Here is a 17,940-nt window from a genome sequence, read left to right on the forward strand (position 1 = left end):
ATTTTTATTCGAGATCTTGTAGTGGTGTTGGGTTTAGCAACGACCAAACCTCTAAATCCACTGATTCGCCTTCAAATTCTAACTGCGCAGGTAAGCAGCCTTCTTTGGCGAAGCCCAACCACGTTAATAAACGTTCGTGGCGTTCTTGCTGTGGCTTTAAGCGCATTTCGATACGATGCAGCTTTAACGCTGCAAAAACATATTCGAGTAATTGCGGCACAAATTCCAATACGCCTTCGTCGGTTAGTTCGTCGTCTAACTCCCACACCAACTGCGCATTCAGCATCATCCAATTAATGTGCTGAATACCCATTCGGGCGAATATTTTTTTATCAAAACGACCTTCTACCAACCAAAATGCCGCTTCGCGCGAGTCGAAACGCATGGTCATACGCCGCAGCTCATCCAACGCTTGAGCATCAACCGTTTGCGCTAAACGCGGAATATGAGCGGCGGCATTTTGATTTTTTAATAGCTCAAATAATTGTGGGCCATCTTCATCCATCACTGGCAAACGCACACTAAAATTTGCGGTTTCGAAATTCCAGCTCATGCGTCACCTCCGACAGAACCACGTCCTGCGACGCCATTGGCCGATACATTTTGACCAAGCTCATCATCGTCACCTAGTTTGCGCGGTACCGGTTTGGCGCGATCAAGTACACAGTGATATTGCACCACATTAGCGAAGCTCGTTTCTGCGGTGCGCCATGCATCACGCAGAACGGCGGCTGGTTTAAAACCGACGCTCTCAACAACGACTTTCAAACTGTCTTGCTGACCATCAATCCACTGGTAAGCAAAGTTACGCAGGTGATATTTATCGGCCATAAATTTCATGCAGGCATTCATAGCTGCGGCACGATAAGCGTCTTTTAAAGTCGGCAAACCATCAACCCGAAGTGTTGCGCGCAGCAAAGAGGGCTGCCAATCATAAATGCTGACTAAGCCTTGGCTCTCGCCATTCACTTCTAGCAACCACATCATGCCGCGCTGAGTCGCTGCCATTTGCACACTTAAATCGATCATGCGCTGTAAATGTTCGCGATTTTCAATAACACGCTGACCCGGAATCTCTGGGTGCTGATAAATCTCAAATAGGTTGTCGACATCGTCGGCTGTGAGTGGGCGAACCAGTCCGCCATCAAACGTTAATTCTGGTGTGAATTTCATGAAGTGTTTTCGCCTTAAAGGGTGCGCAATTAGTGCGCAACCCGATTAGTATTCGTCGTCGCCGTCATAACCTCGGGCGAGATTTTCAAAACGGGTATATTTACCGATAAACGCTAAGCGATCAGTACCAATAGGACCGTTACGGTGCTTACCGGTAATAATTTCAGCAACGCCTTTATCTGGCGTGTCTTCGTTATAGACTTCATCGCGATAAATAAACTGAATAATATCCGCATCCTGCTCAATCGCGCCTGATTCACGTAAGTCGGAACTCACGGGGCGTTTATTCGGTCGCTGCTCTAACGAGCGGTTAAGCTGCGATAACGCAATCATAGGGCAGTTAAATTCTTTCGCGATCACTTTTAACGTCCGCGAAATTTCCGAGATTTCTTGAGTACGCCCTTCCGACGGCCCTGATACACGCATTAATTGCAGGTAATCGACCATGATCAAGGCAAGGTCGTTGTTATTTTCGCGATACACCTTACGTGCTCGCGCCCGCATTTCTTGCGGTGTAATCGCTGCAGTGTCGTCGATATATAAAGGTAAATCTTTTAATAAGTTCACCGCCGCTGAAAGCTTTGGCCAATCCTCATCAATTAATTTACCACTACGAATACGAGTCTGATCAATACGACCAATAGAAGACAGCATACGCATCACGATGGATTCGGACGGCATCTCTAGACTAAACACCAATACTGGTCGCTTGGTTGCTAGCAAAGCATTTTCAACCAAGTTCATAGCATAAGTGGTTTTACCCATCGAAGGACGCGCGGCAACAATCACTAAGTCGGCTTTCTGGAACCCGGACGTGCGGCTATCGATCTCGGTAAAACCAGAAGTAATACCGGTTAAACCGTCTGGCTGGTTAAACATCTGATCAAGCTGTTCGAGCGTTTGCTTTAGAATCGGCGCAACCAATTGTGGTCCGCCATCTTTACGACTGCCTTCCGCAATTTGCGCGATGGCCTTTTCGGCATCCGATACCAAGGTCAGGGAGTCATCACCCGCTGGCTCATAGGCCTTATCAATAATATCGTTAGCTGCTTCAATTAAGCGACGTTGTTGTGCGCGTTCGTTAACGATCTGAGCATAGGCTTCGCAGTTGTCGATAGACGGTGTCATATCGACAAGGCGGCTTAAATAAGAGGCGCCACCGATCTTATCGAGCTGACCACGCTCCTCTAACTCTTCGGCAACCGTCACGACATCAATCGGTTGCTCGCTGGCGGTGAGATGCGTAATCGAACGAAAGATTAAGCGATGCTCGTGGCGATAGAAATCGTTGTCTTGAATGGTTTCAGACACAGATTCCCAGGCACGCTCATCCAACATCAGGGCTCCCAATACCGACTGCTCTGCCTCAACGGAATGAGGCGGCATACGAGCGCTGCTCGCTTCGCTATTGTGAGAATGATCCGGTGAGTAATCGTCGTTCATGAACGTCCCTTAAACTCCAATAAAAAAGGCACTATTAGTGCGAACCAATAGTGCCTTATTCTGGCGGCGAGGGCTACATACGCCCCGCCATCATTGACTAATTACTCTGCAACAACGTGCAATTTCAGTACGGCAGAAACTTCTGCGTGCAACTGAATAGTAATGTCAAATTCGCCAACGTTACGGATAGGACCGTTTGGTAGACGAACTTGTGACTTAGCCACTTCAACACCCGCTTGAGAAGCAAGGTCAGCGATGTCACGGTTGCCCAGAGAACCGAACAATTTGCCTTCGTCGCCCGCTTTAACGGCAACAGACAATTCGATTTCTTCAATTTTCTCTTTACGAGCATTTGCTTCAGCAAGGTTAGCATCAGCTTGCGCTTCCAATTCGGCACGACGTGTTTCGAACTGTTCTACGTTTACTTTAGTTGCTGGAACTGCCTTGCCCTGTGGGAACAAGAAGTTACGAGCGTAACCTGGCTTAACAGAAACTTGGTCACCTAGAGTGCCTAGGTTAGCGATTTTTTCTAAAAGAATAATTTGCATCAATAAATCCTCATTACAGGGCTAGGGTTATTCGTCCTCAGCCGTGTCTTTTAGTCGCGCCCGGATGTCGGTAAGACTGTCCAATAACGCTACGAAAATTAGTAATGTGTACATGTAAGGCTCAAAAACCAGTACGGCTACATACAATACAGCCAACCAATTCGAGCTGGTTCGTGTCTTTGACACGACACCATGGAACACCGCCAATCCGGCAAAAAATAGTGGCACTGTTACGACAACAGAAACACCTACCATGCTTGGCTGTAACGCCCCAGCAAACAATACCAAGCCAGTGGCCGGTAGACTGTATGCTAGCGGTAATCGCAACTGATTAAACTCGCGGCCAAACCCTTGCGGATTGTACAACTCGCTTTGCCAGTAGCGTCCCAAAAACAGACACAAAATACAGATAATTACATGCAGGGCGGCTAAGCCACCACTGACGACAGGAGCCACCATAGGTTGAACAGCTGCGGCCATGTCTGGCTGCTCTGTCAACGCTGTCATAATTTGTCCCTCTATTTCGCTAATAACGGCGGTTAATACATCGCCATATAGCAGAGGTAGCAAAGCAAACAGCATTACTCCCAATCCTGTCGCTAATAACAACGCCCAATCGAGTCGTTGATAATTGCGCAGAACAACGGCAATCAAGCTCGCGCCGATTACCGTAATCAGGGCCGTTGAATCTCCGATCGCACTCCACGCAATTGCGGGAAGTGATGCCCAGAGAACCACTCGACCACCGTCCTTCACGCCCTGTCGCATAATAATTAATGCTGACAGTGCGCCTCCGATCCAGAACAACAAGGGAACCATTAGAGTGCCAGCTACCGCGATAAACGCGTATAACTGGCGACTCATGGCCCATCGGGCCAGAGATTTCATCCGTTAATAATCAGCTTAACTTAGTTGTCGTGCTGATCAGTGTACGGTAGCAAAGCAATGTAACGAGCGCGCTTGATCGCTGTAGACAACTGACGCTGATATTTAGCGCGAGTGCCAGTGATGCGGCTTGGTACAATCTTGCCAGTTTCAGTGATATAGCCCTTTAGGGTATCCATATCTTTGTAATCGATCTCCGCTACACCTTCAGCAGTGAAACGGCAGAACTTACGACGACGGAAAAAACGTGCCATGACTCAAATCCTCTCTTATTCTGCGTTATCTTCAGATGAATCGTCTTCGATATCATCTGCATCATCTTCTTCAACATCTGCACTGTCATCCGAAGATTCTGAGCGAGTGTCAGGACGACGACGATCTTCACGGCTTTCAGCTGCTTTGATCGGAGAGATTTCAGTAACGGCTTCGTCGCGACGGATAACTAGGTTACGCAGAACTGCATCGTTGTAACGGAAGTTAGTCGTCAGCTCATCTAAAGCTTCTTGTGTACATTCTACGTTCATAAGAATGTAGTGAGCTTTATGAACATCATTGATTGGGTAAGCCAAGTGACGACGGCCCCAATCTTCAAAGCGATGAATTTTACCTTCAGTCGCTTCGATGGTGTTGGTGTAACGCTCTACCATTGCTGGTACTTGTTCGCTTTGATCTGGGTGAACCAGAAAAACGATTTCGTAGTGACGCATTGTCAACTCCTCGTGGGTTATAGCCTCCCAGGGGATCCGGTAAGGCAAGGAGTCCATCTAAACCACAACATCTGTCGTTTGGATGGATAAAAAGGAGCGCGGAGTTTACCTAAAGCCCCCAGCGAATTCAATCAAATGCATGCGACAAAGATCAAAAAATAGACAACCCCCCTGTGACATCGTGCCACAGAGACGAAATTTTGATTCTGGATTACGATTATTTCAGGCTATGAGGGTGGCCTAATATGGGAATTACGCTGGTGCTGTGCGGAGCTAACAGGGAGTGAAAGTAGACTCTGGCTCGGGGGTCGCGCAACGCACCACCGGCGCCCTACTCACCAATATCGATAAAATTTCGACCAACCGACCAAGGATTGTCGCTGCTGTGCACAACCTATGCCTAGCTTACAAAGGTTTTCCACATATTCTGTGGATAAACTAGTGGATAGTTTGGAGACAAGTGGTCTAAATCCCCATTATTACTAGCTTTAAAAATGTCGTACAGATTTGCATCAGTTCAAATCGTTATTAAAAACTCCTTATTATTCATAGGATAAGCATAGCCAATCACGCCATTTGAGTTAGCTGACCAAACAATGACTTAATGTTCTGGCAGAGCACCTCACCCCTCGATCATCTGGGGACAACCTTGCAAGCTCATCCACAATTGCTGTGGATAATTCTGTGTGTAATTTATTAACAACAGGCTCTAAGGTGCGCCAGCTATGGGATTCATTCAAACGACCGTTTTTTAACCGTTAACAGGACTTTTAGATTTGCTATGCTCACTACTCACCTCATCGTTATCGGATGGACCGATGGACTGGCGCTCTATACTTAAGCGACAAATGCACAATGATCGACGTTACCTTGGTTTGTTTGTATGGGGTGCTGTCGGCTTTTTTGCGGGCCTTGGTATTGTTATTGGCGTAGATCGCTTACTCTTACCATCTTGGCAGCAAGAAATGGCCGCACTCGCTGGATTAGCACTCGCATCCATCGGTGGCTTGGCTGCCTTAATTGGTTACATAGCACTAAGCCTCTTCCGTATATTAAGGATCTCAAACCCCAATGACTGACCAACTTCCCGATTTAGAAATCTATATCATGAAGGCAAACCCAGAAGCCGTGCATAACTGGCTCGCCTCCTTGTTCAAAGTTGAGATCATTAAATCTGCCGCTGGACACCATCACTATCGTTGTAACGATATGGATGTGTTTTTAAATGAAGGCGCTGAGAAAAATTTCGCTAGCCTTTGGTTTAAGCAAAATGATACGACTTGGCATACCGACTTAGAATTAGCTCGTGCAGCCCACTCTGCGCTAGAAACAGAGATTCGCTGCAGCGCCGAAGGTTGGAAAGAAGGCGACGAAAATGCCGCCAGTGATAACGGCTGGATTAAGTTAAATAAAGGCCAAGAAAAGTCGTTCGAATGGCACTAACTATCAATTACTAAAAATTGATAGTTATATTTCAACCAAACCATATTGCAAATAGTAATCATTCTCATTAAGGTATTCTTCAAATAAGGAGGAATACCTATGTCGCTATACTCTGATATCTACCCCATAACGACCTTTCCCGATCTTGTACCACAACGAGAACACCGTAATTCTTGTATTCTGCGCTTAGAGCGCTTGGAAGATGCCATTCGTAGTTATCACGGCGATGAATTACATCATGAGTGGCTGAATGATTACCTAGATGCCGGTTTAGAGCTCGCCCAAGAAGCCGGTGAGCGTGATCTCATACGCCTGCAAGAAAGCTGGCTAAGACGCATCTACAACACCTTGCGCGATACCGGAGTTAACGTCAGTTGCGGTGAAGCATGGCGGCACCAATGCCTCGAATACTTGTATCAACCTTTCTTTGCTTTACAGCATTTGTATCGAGCGCAACCAGGAAGTAATAGTCGCATCAAGGCCTTATCTCGTGATTTTTCTTTTATTTCTCGCTACGTCATTTAAGGAGCTATTTATGCAACGGATTGGATTGATTTACGGTACTGATACGGGAAATACCGAAGAAGTTGCTTATCTACTGCAAGAAAAAATTGATTGGGCTGTGGTCGAAATTCACAACATAGCCAGCTGTGCAGCTGAGGATATTGCGCAATATCAGACATTAATATTGGGCATACCCACTTGGGATTTCGGCGGCATTCAAGCCGACTGGGAAGACTTTTGGCCAATACTGGAAGATATGAGTTTTGCCAACAAAACGATTGCCCTTTATGGTTTGGGTGATCAGTTCGGTTATGGTTATTACTTTTTGGATGCTTTGGGATTACTGCACGATGCTGTGCGCGACCGTGGAGCAACTGTGATTGGCTATTATTCTATTGAAGGGTACGACTTTGAAGAATCGCGGGCATTAACCGCCGATGGTCGCCACTTTGTAGGATTAGGACTTGATGAAGATCGCCAACACGAATTAACTGAAAAAAGGGTAGATCAATGGGTCAAGCAATTGAAAAAAGAATTAAATAGAAAAAAGCCCCAGACGCGACGCGCCTAGGGCTATTTTTAAACATGATTAATTGCGATTAATTATCCGCGCAGCCATTCTAAAAAAGCCAACCAACGCTGACGTAAGCGATACCAACGCCTGTTGTTTTCAAGCTCGACCGCGACACTTATAGTGTCTGAGCCATCAGTAACATCGATAGTTAACGTTAGCGGCAACATAGCGATTACGCTCTGTGTAGCAACACCCGTTAACTGGCCATCATTAGATAAACTAAAACCTTCTGGCAAGTCACTAGCTGAATACGTTAATTCATCACCATCAGCATCAATTACATAGTCACTAACGGTGACAGCAATACGGGCATTACTGCGGTTAACCAAAACAACAGGGATTTCGTTATCTTGTTGCGGAGCGCTATTGGTAACCGGAGCTTGTAAATTCAAACCAACGACAATGGGATCGTGATCCGAGGAACGATACGCATCCGGTTCAGCATAATTATCAACCGAGTTGAATGTTTGACCATTGGCTTCGGTTAAATAATCAACCAATGAATCTTCCACAGAGTTAATATGCCAAGCGTCCACGCTCACGACTTGTTCAGCAATAACACCTGTCGCCAAGGCATGATCTAAGCTACCTAACAAACCACTAAACGAGTATGAATATGGTTGTGCTTCGGTTGATGCTGCTGTGTATTTTAAGTTAGTAAAATCAGCAGCGTAAAATACTTGCATCGGATCTTCTTGGCTGTAGGCATTTAAATCACCCAGAATCATAACGCCGTCAGATTCAACATTAGCCAAGAATTCAACCAATGCTTGCGCCGCGCGTGTACGCTTAATATTACAATTGCCTTGGCCGTCGTTGCCTTCATCGACTTCGCCACAAGCCGATCCTTTCGACTTAAGATGATTCACTGCAATGGTAATTTCTTGGCCATTAACCTCAAAGCTTTGAATTAACGCTGGGCGGTTTTTTGTATCATCAAATAAAGGTTCAGAATTATCATCCAATGGCGAATTTTCAGTATTTAATACCAAAGCAGAACCAACCGGAGTGACTTTTCCAGCTCTATATAATAAACCAACAGCAATTTCATCTGTACCTAACAACGAAGAATTCGGAGTGATAATGCTATATTCAAAGCCTGGCATTTGTGTTTGATTTAATTCATTAGCCAAAGTTTGAATAGCACTTTCAGAACCGTAACCGTCATTTTCGATTTCCATCAAACCAATAATATCAGCATTCATTGCGGTTAAAGCACTCACGATTTTAGCGCTTTGAATGGCAAAAGCATCAGCCGTTGGCGCACCACGAGAGGTGGGGAAACCACCACCTAAACCATCGCCATTAAAATAGTTGAGTACGTTCATTCCAACGATCACTAAGTTGACATCCGCTGCAACCACAGGGGCTAACGTACGCGCATGAGTTGGATCAATGGTGATGGCATCAGGAATGATGGTGTAGTTATTTTTATACGCATGCATTACACCGGCAACTGCTGGTACTTGATAACCAATGCGCATTGGATTGGATGCAGAAAAACCTGTTTCATCTGGGAATGGAATAAAACTTGGGTAAGATGCTGATACACCATCGTCAATTAACAACGCATCTAAATTGCGTTCATTAACCGCTTTGATAGCGGCATCCGAGCCGGGTAAGGCAATTTCAGTACCTTGGAAATGCAAGCGCGAAGACACCACAAACTGACCATAATTTCCAAAACCGTAACCAGTACCAAATAAATCACTAACGACCAAGCCCTGCTCGTTAGCAATGCGCATGCCTTCAAGCGCTTCTAACGCGCTCAAATCTGCAACCGGTAAGTTAATCGTAGTTGCCGCGGGCAAAGTCTGGCCTGAAGCACAAACAACTACTTCGCTAACTTGACTGATTTGAGTTACTTGATTGTATTCAGATACCGTGCCCTGCAAACGAACCCGATCACCGACATTAACTGCATCGGTGTAGTCATAAACAAATACACCTTCGGATGTCATCGGATCACTGTCTACTGCATCGTCCGCTTGTTGTAGCCAAAAGCCACTGTATTGGTACGAAGAATCGCCGTTGGCCAATGCCCCGCCTTGCTTATCTGCCGTAACGATTGCTTCAACAATCACACTTTGGCCGAGTAATGGGCTGGTATCATTACTGACGTCAGAGATTGCGCCTTGAATAGCATGAATTCCCGTCGCTTCGTCACCGCATAAACCAATGCTTGGCTCAACCACGACACTGCATTGGTTAGCGACGCCTGCAGTAGGAGCAGCGACAACAAAGCCATCAGTATCACGAGCAGCACCACCACAACGCTGAATAGAATCCGTTGTGCTTGCAGCATTTTCATTCTCATTAAGTTGTGGCTGTCCAGCATTCAACAATGCCAGTAAACCACTATCATCGGCGTCACTCGTGTCATAAACCACGGCATCCACTAATGCTGTGGTCGTTACCGCAGTATTCGTTGGAAAACTGCTGGCAGGAGCTACATACAATGCAACAGCATCCGCACCGTTCTGGATTAAATTAGAATCTGGCGAGACATCCAAATCACAATTTGCCACTTGCGCCGCATCGCCACACAAGACGAAATACCCATCACTATTGGTGCTGTACCCATCCAAACTGAATGCTTGATAACTTAGATCATTACTGCCGTTATAAAAAACGAGACTGTAGCCATCTAAAGATTGGTTGCCTAAGCCACCATCAAATAACTCGATAAATTCTGCGATATCTGTACTTGTTTGATCGGCATCGACTTCGTTGATCAAAATGTCAGCATGGCTAACGGATGCCAGCGCTAGTGTCAGCGCCGAGGCAATCGAAGGGAGTTGTGTTTTCATTGCGTCCTCAATGTGCGGAACATCCGCAAGCTAAAAATTGGCTGTTCCATTGGGGCACATCTAGGTTGCTTATCTAAGACACTTTATTGACAGTTTTATTGATGCGAGATGACCATGTCTCATCGTTTTTAATGAGTTAAGCCATCAATCCAGCGTTGCAATATTTTTCCAGTGGCTGAATCCCAGCTTTTTATTTTTTCTCGGGAAATCGTTTTTGCCTGATCCAACTCGTTTTCATCAAGACGAATGTCACCCTCGGCATATACATAAAAACCAATAATTAATTGATTAAATATCTGCCCACCAACACCACGACCATCAAATAATTCAAAACCAATAAACTCGGCTTTATTTCCTTGCAATCCTAATTCTTCTGCGGTTTCACGTAAGGCGCACTGCTCGGGCGTTTCGCCGCGTTCTAAAAATCCAGTAATAATACTGAACATACCTTCAGGCCATGCTTTATTGTGCGCCAGCACAATGCCATCTGGCGTTTCAACCACGACGGCGACCACCGGCGTTGGGTTATCCCAAAAAACAAATCCACACTCAGCGGCACAGGCAATTCGAGCCTCACCATCAATAACAGCATCCGTTAACGTAGATGTACATTGTGGGCAGTACTTCATTTTTCAACACCCTTTTTTATTAATAAAGTTGGTATTAATTAATTCGGCAAGCCAACAATGCTCGCTCTAATTCATCGGCGTTAAGCGCTGCATCGTGAATCAGTTCAATGCGGCTTTCTTCCAGCGCTCGTGTCGGCATTTCGGTTAAGGCGCCGTCGCGCCAATTGAGAACAAAGTAACCTTGATCTGTACGCAGTAAGCCCTTGGCTCGCTGTAGATTAATCGTGTTTAGCCAATGGCGTAACTCTGCTAACGAGAACTGCCATTCACCAGACAATAACCAACCCACGGAAAAATACCCATCGCCTTGATTCTGTAGGCAACGAATATCCTGCCCTGGCTCTAAAGCCAGTATAGATTCACGCGCATCGAGAACATCAGACGCCTCCTGCGCATTAACTTGAGGCGAGTTTAGAGCCGTCAGCCCAGAAGTTCCTATATTTGTTGCCGGACGAAATTGCACGCGCCGCTGTGGATTAGCGGCAAGCTCCAAACAGGATAAATCAAAATGACCTTGCGTCGTCCAATAGGAGGCGGCTTTCGCCGGTTGCGAACGCTCAAGCAAAGCATCAAACGCAGACTTATCAGCCGGCGAGGCCAGCTCGGTTTTATTCGCCACCAGCACGTCAGCGACCTGCAATTGATCTTTAAATACGTCGTTGCTGGTATAACGCGGCTGGGATAAATGCCGCGGGTCGAGCAAGCAAATGGTGGCACCCAGCTCTAAAATGCTTTGGTAATGCTCTGCCGCCATCATATTAAGAATATTGCGCGGATGCCCCAGCCCCGTGGGTTCAATTAAAATAACATCCGGCTTTTCGCGGGCAATAAGAAGATTAAGCCCCATTTGAAATGGCAAACCAGATACACAGCACAAGCAACCGCCTGGCACTTCTTTCACCACGGCACCTTGTGCGGCGAGAATGGTGCCATCAACACCAACCTCACCAAATTCATTCACCAATACTGCCCACTTTTGCTGACTCGGCTTATTCGCCAATACGTCCAGAATGGCAGTGGTTTTTCCTACACCGAGAAAGCCGGTGATCAAATGAACGCGTATCATAGAAAGCTAGTTAGTCCGCTTAAAAAGTAATAATATAACATCTGTTGCACTCCGCAATGACCAGACGAATATCAACAACTGGTTTCTGCGGTATGGTTACCGTCGCTACGCATATTCAATCGCGGCCAACGGCCCGTTGAACCAGGAGTTACTATGCATATAACTAATGTACTCACGCTAGCATTGCGCCTTGCCACTGATGCGGGAAACCTTATCAGTCAACAGAGGCCAAGACTCTCAGTAGAGTTTAAAGGCGGCACGGAACTCGTTACTCAGGCCGATGTAGCTGCCGATGAATTAATATGTCGAGGCATTCGCCAAGTTTATCCCGACCATCAAATCCTGTCAGAAGAGCTCAATCCAGATGGCGGCACCGATGCTGAACACCTTTGGATTATCGACCCCATTGATGGCACCGTAAATTACGCGCACCACCACCCACAAGTGGCTATTTCCATTGCCTACTACCACAAAGGCAAAGCTAAAGTAGCGGTTGTTCATAATCCATTTATGCAGGAAACATTCCATGCGATTGCTGGCAAAGGCGCGCGTTTGAATGACCATCCTATTCGTTGCAGCTCAAAATCTGAGCTCAACCGAGCGCTGGTCGCGACTGGCTTTCCCTATGTAAAAGATGATTTACCGCGTTTGATGGGGCGTTTGAATAGCGTACTCACCCGCTGTGCTGACGTACGTCGCTTGGGCTCTGCAGCCTTGGATATATGCTGGTTAGCATGCGGAAGAATGGACGCTTATTACGAAACCGTTAAGCCGTGGGACTTCGCCGCCGCACAACTGATTGCACGTGAATCGGGCGCGACGGTTGGGCATATACACCCTCTCCCCGCTGGTGCAAACCCCGAAATTTATAGTGAAAATTTATTAATGTCGGCGCCTGCATTGTTCCTGCCTTTGCAAAAGCTTCTGCAAGCTGCCGACCAAGAAAGCGTTATTCCTCCTTCAGCAACGCCAGTGCCGCCCCAATTCGCTTCTGCTCAAGGCTCGTAAAGTGAGCGTCACGATAGGTTTGCAATAAATCATCGCGATCTTGCGGTGCCAGTCGTTGTAGCTCAGACGACTGTTTATAGTGCCGATAATCTTTTAAACGTTGTTGCCATTCCTCTTGGCGCTGTTTTACCTGTGCTAAGCGTTGTGCGGCTTCTTCGCCGTACTCGCGTACCTGCCAAGCATATTGATCCTCTGCACTCACATTCTGCGCCTGCATCTGTGCCATTTCTTGATTCAGCGTTAACACGGAATGTGATTGTTCACGCATCACCTGTACTGCTTCAGGCAGAGATTCGTCCAATTGTTTGAGCTCGGTAGCATTAACGCCATTACGCAGCAGTGCTAATTTTTGTAGGGTGTAATTGTCAATTAGCTCATCAGCAGTGAAAAAGGCCGTTACGACATCAGGTTGTAGCCACTCACGCCGCAAGCGCTGCTGCCACTCGAAGCGAGTGAGCATACGACTAGACGCATCGCTCATTTGATTTTTTAGAGCCGTGGTTTCATCGTATGCGGCAAGAGCATCCAAGTAGCCCAAATAATCTTTTAACACAGTCAAGGCTTCATCTCTGGCCGGTAATGGCAGCCGCAATATTCTCTCGGTCATCACATTACGGATATCGGCAATACTCAACTCGCCCACGGCCGACAAATGAAAATCAAACCAATGACGCAGCTGTAAATCAATGACCAAATGATTGTCTTCATCAACCCGTAACTTGCCATCTTCAGACGCGCCGCGAAACGTACGAAGAGCCGCTTCGTTCACAGACCTATCTAGCACTGACCCACCTAGCGACGCGGCAGCACCAACGTCTGCATTCTCAGCCGATGCATATTCCATCGGCAAAGAACGGATCACAGTGTCCTGTGATCCTATATCGCTCACTATCCAACCGATAACACTAAAAAAAGACGCTACCGCAAAGATCATGAACCGTTTCATAGATTAAAAGCCTGCTAGCTTTAAACGATTAGCGTGCGTTCGGAAGATAGTTAATGGATCCGTCTCCGTTAAGTGATGAATACCCAACAGTTGGTTAACTTCATCTAGGTGGTTCATCTTGAAGTCATCACGCACCACCATGCCTAGGTGAGTCGAACATGTGCCGACTAAGCCGTCGTTGGCTTCGCCATCGGTAAACAATAAAGACGCACCAGCGGTAATCAAATCGGAAATATCCAATACATTCGTTACTGGCTTAGCACCCGTCCAAGAATAGAAGCCAATACCATTCACTTCATAATCACCTTCGCCGCACGCAGTCGCAGGAATCCCAGCAGGATGCTCATTATTAAAGCGCTCAGCTTCGGCAAAGGTCATCGAACCAATTGAGGCCAGCAGATCTTGCTCATAACCGCCGCCCGACAAGAAATCGATCGTCGTCGATAGGGCGTTACCTAAATTATCAAGTAGCCATGCAAACTCGGTAGAACCTTCGCTCCAGTCTTGAAGAGTCTGTGCCACTGGAGTGCCTTTATTCACACCACCGACCGATGTTACCGAAGCAACCAAATCCGGGCGCACAGAAGCCACATAACGAGTCGTTGGACCGCCATGGCTATGACCGATCAAGTTCACTTTTTCCGCGCCGGTAATAGCAAGAATTTCTTCAATTTGAGAGATGAATTGTTCGCCACGAATCTCCGGGCTATTCGAGTTCGACACCTGCGTCAAATACACGCTTGCGCCATCTTTTTGCAGTGTCTCTGGGATTTTGTACCAGTAATCAACACCTAGCAAGCTATCAAAGCCAAACAATCCATGTGCAAGCACGATCGGATATTTTGTTTCGGTATAGCCAGTCTCAGGGGTTGATGACATGGCAAATGTCGGCGCAGACACCGCAATGGCAGCAGCCAATGCTAAGCACTTCAGTTTCATAATCATTACTCTGTTTGTTATTTTTGTTTTGGCAAACACCTAGGACCAATGGCCCATATGGCAAATGCAGACTGAGTGTATGAAAATTCAACAAGGCAGCACTGACTATTGGAGCCGCAACCGTATCTATATAAGCCGCAGTAACAAATCACTACATAATTGCCATTTTTTGGGCACTTTACGACAAAAATAAGCGATAGATTAGTCAGAAACTAAATGACGGCATTAAGACTACGTGGGGATAACAGAAGGGAAATATAAAGCTCCAATTAATACCGGCGCAGGCCCGATATCAATTGGAACGAAACACAAACAGTGAAGTATTAGTTAGCCCAATACGCTGCCTGCTTAGTATGAAGCGCTTGGGCTTCTGCCGTGATGCGTTTGACCAGCACATCTACGGATACTACGTCTTCGATCAGACCTTGAGTCTGACCAATAAACTGCACCCCCTTTTCTAGGTCGCCATCAATGGTGGCAGCTTGCAGACGCGGTACACTAGCGCCGAAGTAAGCCAACAGCTTTACCTTATCCATCATAGCCAGCATACCAACCATAATTTTCCACACTGGCTGATTAACCAGCTTCGCAGCCTTCGTGGCTTGCCAAGAAGCAATAAAGAAGTTCATAGGCCTTCGTGTTGCTTTGATTGAGCGTGGCGTACGCATCACTCGAGCAGGAATACCGTCGAAGTTCTTCGAGTAAATCGTTTCCTGTTCGCTGCGTGCAACTACCGCATCTTTTACCTTGCTATGCAATGGACTGTCAGCACTGGTCGCAAAACGCGATCCCATGGCAACGCCTTCAGCTCCCAACGACAAAGCAGCCAACAAACCACGACCATCAGCAAAACCACCGGTAGCGATAACTGGGATAGATACTTTAGAAGCAATAGAGGGGATCAAAACCAACGAAGTTACGTTTCCACCATGTGCAGCAGCTTCATGGCCTGTTACTAATAAGGCATCGGCACCAATTTTCTCTGCCGATTTAGCGTGTTTTTCAGACACCACAGTCGCGATAACTTTACCGCCGTACTCATGTGCACGCTTAATCAACCAATCGCCTTTACCTAATGAGAAGTTGATCACTGGCACTTGTTCATCCAATGCAACCTCAGCGTTCTCTTTAGCACCTGGCATCAGCAACGTCACACCAACGCCGAATGGCTTATCGGTGAGCGTGCGAATCTCACGAATAGCAGCACGAGTTTGTTCGGGATTAAGTGGGCCACTTGCCAAAATACCAAGCCCTCCAGCATTACTGACTGCAGCCACCAGCTGAGGTGTTGAAATCCAGCTCATACCAGGCAAAACAAGAGGAACAGATATGCCAAACAATTCAGTGATACGGGTTTTCATAGGGATTTAGCAACCGTGACGTCTGTGAGTTAACAGATGGTTACTCTAGGCATAACAAAAAGAAAGTCTATGGCCGAAATGACGAATGGCCCACAAGGAATACTTACAATATGTGCGGAAAGTTACCTAACAATAAACTTGCTAGCTAGTTTCAACGGAAACGCTGACTCTCGCTCTGCTGCACGAAACTACGGAACATTTGCTGGCGTTGTTCCGACGACATATCCCGTAACTGCTCTAAATGCTGTTCGCGCATAATACGCTGATTTGCTTCTGGCTGAGCCGAGAAGTTTTGTAGAGACTGATAGAAAGTATCTAGGGCTTGGCGTTGCTCTGGATTGGTATTGTTCCATTCCAACTGCATATCCGGACGCGCACCTGCCGCTGGCGGATTCGCCATAGCAAAAGAGGACAATACTAGTAGCGCAACAGACAACAATACTCGCACGCAAAACACCCTGAATATAAATACTTACTATAAATACTTACTATAAATACTTACTGAGTGTAACAGCGAGATTACAAAAACGCACAGTCAAGTTGACGTAAACAGCACGTAAAGAGACTATCGAACCTTTGGAATCGGCCCAATTGGCAAATCTATCAATACGATAAGGCCACCATCCTTGTGATTATGTAATCGCAACTTGCCACGGTGGTGCAAAACCACACGATGAGCGATCGCCAAACCTAAGCCAAAACCTCTGTGCCCAGAACCTAAACGTTCACGAGCAGACTCAGCACGAACGAAAGGCCGTAAAAGGTCTTGCAGCTTGCTCTCCTCAACACCGGGTCCGTGATCACGAATAATGATGCGCAGGTTTTCATGACGAGAACTAATATCAATATCCACGGAGGTTCTTGGCGCTGTATGCAGCAATGCATTACGAATAATATTCTCAAATGCCGACGCCAGTAGCTTGGTATCCCCAGTCACCTTTGTGAGTTCGCCGTGTAAGGTTAACTTTAGCTCACTACCTTGGTGCTCAAACTTAGCATCATCAACGATATGCGTTAGCAACTTGTGACAGTCGACTCGCTTCCAATGGCTATGATCTTGTTGAGTTTCCAAGCGCGCCATACCTAATAAATCTTCGATCATATCGTTGAGTCGTTGGTTCTCTAACTCAATGCGATCTAAGTGTTCCACTTGTTCTGGCACCGCATCAAAACGCGCAAGCTCCAGAGCGATAGCCGAACGCGCTAACGGCGAACGCAACTCATGCGATACATCACTGACCAACTGCCGCTGATCTTTAATCAAGCGTTCCAAATATGCTGCCATATGATCGAACTCACGGCTCAATTCGCCGAGCTCATCCTTGCGACGCAAAAAGTTTGGATTCATCCGTGCAGACCAATCACCGTTGGCAAAAGATCGTACAGTTTTTTGCATATAACGTAGAGGCCGAGTGAGATACCCCGACAGTACAAAACTCCAGAGCGCAAAGAGCAAGAGCGAAGCTAACGTGCCCCACGCCAAATACTCCGGCAAGTTGAATACAACGAGAGGATGGATGAACTCAACGACTAATAAATACACTCGACCGTCGTAACCTTGCAGCGGTGCCTTTACCAGTATCTCGGAACGCCCTATTGGATTAACCTTGGCCACATACGAATCGGAAGAAAACGCATAATCCTGAACCGATAACGGCACATCCGGCAATAAGCTAATACCCTGATCGTCGAACACATAAGCATTAACACTTGGGTGACGCTCAAAGGTCAGTAACCATTCTAGCAATAGGGGTTCACCACCGCGCTGTAGGATCAGTTCCGCGGCTGAAATATAGCCGCCAGTAGGAGCAATAAGGTTAACGGAATCGTTAGACCATTGACGGTAATAGGATGCCAGCAGAAGCGTCACGACCGTGGTAATGAGGGTCGTGACCATGAAGGCT

20 protein-coding genes are annotated in these 17,940 nt (G+C 46.6%); 5 read left to right on the forward strand and 15 right to left on the reverse strand.

The annotated features are described in order from the left end of the window. Positions 1-4: 4 nt before the first annotated feature. The 7 genes from UXZ23_RS07395 to rpsF all read right to left on the reverse strand — a co-directional run bounded on the left by UXZ23_RS07395 (position 5) and on the right by rpsF (position 4,756). On the reverse strand, positions 5-553 hold the full coding sequence (locus UXZ23_RS07395) for a GNAT family protein (protein ID WP_320819972.1): 549 nt from the start codon (positions 551-553) through the stop codon (positions 5-7). Then, positions 550-1,173 carry a GNAT family N-acetyltransferase gene (locus UXZ23_RS07400; protein WP_320819973.1) on the reverse strand — a complete coding sequence of 208 codons (624 nt, stop codon included), beginning with the start codon at positions 1,171-1,173 and terminating at the stop codon, positions 550-552. The genes UXZ23_RS07395 and UXZ23_RS07400 overlap by 4 nt, the downstream gene beginning before the upstream one ends. 45 nt (positions 1,174-1,218) lie before the next feature. Then, positions 1,219-2,616 carry a replicative DNA helicase gene (dnaB, locus tag UXZ23_RS07405; protein WP_320819974.1) on the reverse strand — a complete coding sequence of 466 codons (1,398 nt, stop codon included), beginning with the start codon at positions 2,614-2,616 and terminating at the stop codon, positions 1,219-1,221. 101 nt (positions 2,617-2,717) lie between these two features. After that, entirely contained in the window at positions 2,718-3,164 is a 447-nt protein-coding gene (rplI, locus tag UXZ23_RS07410; protein WP_320819975.1) for a 50S ribosomal protein L9, read from the reverse strand. 27 nt (positions 3,165-3,191) lie between these two features. Further along, positions 3,192-4,028, reverse strand: coding sequence for a hypothetical protein (locus UXZ23_RS07415; RefSeq protein WP_320819976.1), 837 nt, complete (start codon positions 4,026-4,028; stop codon positions 3,192-3,194). 44 nt (positions 4,029-4,072) lie between these two features. Then, complete coding sequence (gene rpsR, locus UXZ23_RS07420; RefSeq protein WP_015488437.1) at positions 4,073-4,303, reverse strand: 30S ribosomal protein S18; 231 nt, start codon at positions 4,301-4,303, stop codon at positions 4,073-4,075. Between the two features lie 15 nt (positions 4,304-4,318). Beyond that, a complete protein-coding gene (gene rpsF / locus UXZ23_RS07425) occupies positions 4,319-4,756 on the reverse strand; it encodes a 30S ribosomal protein S6 (protein WP_320819977.1) in 438 nt (145 codons plus the stop codon). 818 nt (positions 4,757-5,574) lie between these two features. Between rpsF and UXZ23_RS07430 the strand changes: the two genes are divergently transcribed. The 4 genes from UXZ23_RS07430 (at position 5,575) to UXZ23_RS07445 (ending at position 7,274) form a co-directional block, all read left to right on the forward strand. After that, positions 5,575-5,835: a hypothetical protein gene (locus tag UXZ23_RS07430; protein ID WP_320819978.1), complete on the forward strand. Its 261-nt coding sequence runs from the start codon at positions 5,575-5,577 to the stop codon at positions 5,833-5,835. Next, a complete protein-coding gene (locus UXZ23_RS07435; protein ID WP_320819979.1) occupies positions 5,828-6,199 on the forward strand; it encodes a hypothetical protein in 372 nt (123 codons plus the stop codon). The genes UXZ23_RS07430 and UXZ23_RS07435 overlap by 8 nt, the downstream gene beginning before the upstream one ends. A 99-nt stretch (positions 6,200-6,298) precedes the next feature. After that, positions 6,299-6,724 carry a hypothetical protein gene (locus UXZ23_RS07440; RefSeq protein ID WP_320819980.1) on the forward strand — a complete coding sequence of 142 codons (426 nt, stop codon included), beginning with the start codon at positions 6,299-6,301 and terminating at the stop codon, positions 6,722-6,724. Between the two features lie 10 nt (positions 6,725-6,734). Further along, positions 6,735-7,274 (forward strand): flavodoxin, encoded by a 540-nt coding sequence (locus UXZ23_RS07445; protein ID WP_320819981.1) that lies wholly within the window; start codon positions 6,735-6,737, stop codon positions 7,272-7,274. Between the two features lie 32 nt (positions 7,275-7,306). Here the strand turns inward: UXZ23_RS07445 and UXZ23_RS07450 are convergent, their stop codons facing one another. The 3 genes from UXZ23_RS07450 to UXZ23_RS07460 form a co-directional block, all read right to left on the reverse strand. Further along, entirely contained in the window at positions 7,307-10,087 is a 2,781-nt protein-coding gene (locus UXZ23_RS07450) for an ExeM/NucH family extracellular endonuclease (protein WP_320819982.1), read from the reverse strand. Positions 10,088-10,215: 128 nt separating this feature from the next. Continuing rightward, positions 10,216-10,716: an NUDIX domain-containing protein gene (locus UXZ23_RS07455; RefSeq protein ID WP_320819983.1), complete on the reverse strand. Its 501-nt coding sequence runs from the start codon at positions 10,714-10,716 to the stop codon at positions 10,216-10,218. Between the two features lie 34 nt (positions 10,717-10,750). After that, on the reverse strand, positions 10,751-11,782 hold the full coding sequence (locus UXZ23_RS07460; RefSeq protein WP_320819984.1) for a GTP-binding protein: 1,032 nt from the start codon (positions 11,780-11,782) through the stop codon (positions 10,751-10,753). Between the two features lie 153 nt (positions 11,783-11,935). On the opposite strand from UXZ23_RS07460, the gene UXZ23_RS07465 reads away from it, so the two are divergent. Continuing rightward, entirely contained in the window at positions 11,936-12,790 is an 855-nt protein-coding gene (locus tag UXZ23_RS07465; protein WP_320819985.1) for an inositol monophosphatase family protein, read from the forward strand. On the opposite strand, the gene UXZ23_RS07470 is transcribed toward UXZ23_RS07465, so the two are convergent. From UXZ23_RS07470 to UXZ23_RS07490, 5 genes are all read right to left on the reverse strand, one after another. After that, positions 12,732-13,736 carry a lipase chaperone family protein gene (locus UXZ23_RS07470; protein WP_320819986.1) on the reverse strand — a complete coding sequence of 335 codons (1,005 nt, stop codon included), beginning with the start codon at positions 13,734-13,736 and terminating at the stop codon, positions 12,732-12,734. The genes UXZ23_RS07465 and UXZ23_RS07470 overlap by 59 nt on opposite strands. A gap of 3 nt (positions 13,737-13,739) precedes the next feature. After that, complete coding sequence (locus UXZ23_RS07475; protein WP_320819987.1) at positions 13,740-14,675, reverse strand: triacylglycerol lipase; 936 nt, start codon at positions 14,673-14,675, stop codon at positions 13,740-13,742. A 323-nt stretch (positions 14,676-14,998) separates the two neighbouring features. Beyond that, positions 14,999-16,036, reverse strand: coding sequence for a nitronate monooxygenase (locus UXZ23_RS07480; RefSeq protein WP_320819988.1), 1,038 nt, complete (start codon positions 16,034-16,036; stop codon positions 14,999-15,001). Between the two features lie 151 nt (positions 16,037-16,187). Beyond that, on the reverse strand, positions 16,188-16,484 hold the full coding sequence (locus tag UXZ23_RS07485) for a hypothetical protein (protein WP_320819989.1): 297 nt from the start codon (positions 16,482-16,484) through the stop codon (positions 16,188-16,190). 117 nt (positions 16,485-16,601) lie between these two features. Then, entirely contained in the window at positions 16,602-17,933 is a 1,332-nt protein-coding gene (locus UXZ23_RS07490) for a sensor histidine kinase (RefSeq protein ID WP_320819990.1), read from the reverse strand. Positions 17,934-17,940 lie beyond the last annotated feature (7 nt).

Origin of the sequence: Thalassolituus sp. (assembly GCF_034111725.1) — a bacterium.
Lineage (GTDB): Bacteria > Pseudomonadota > Gammaproteobacteria > Pseudomonadales > Oceanobacteraceae > Thalassolituus.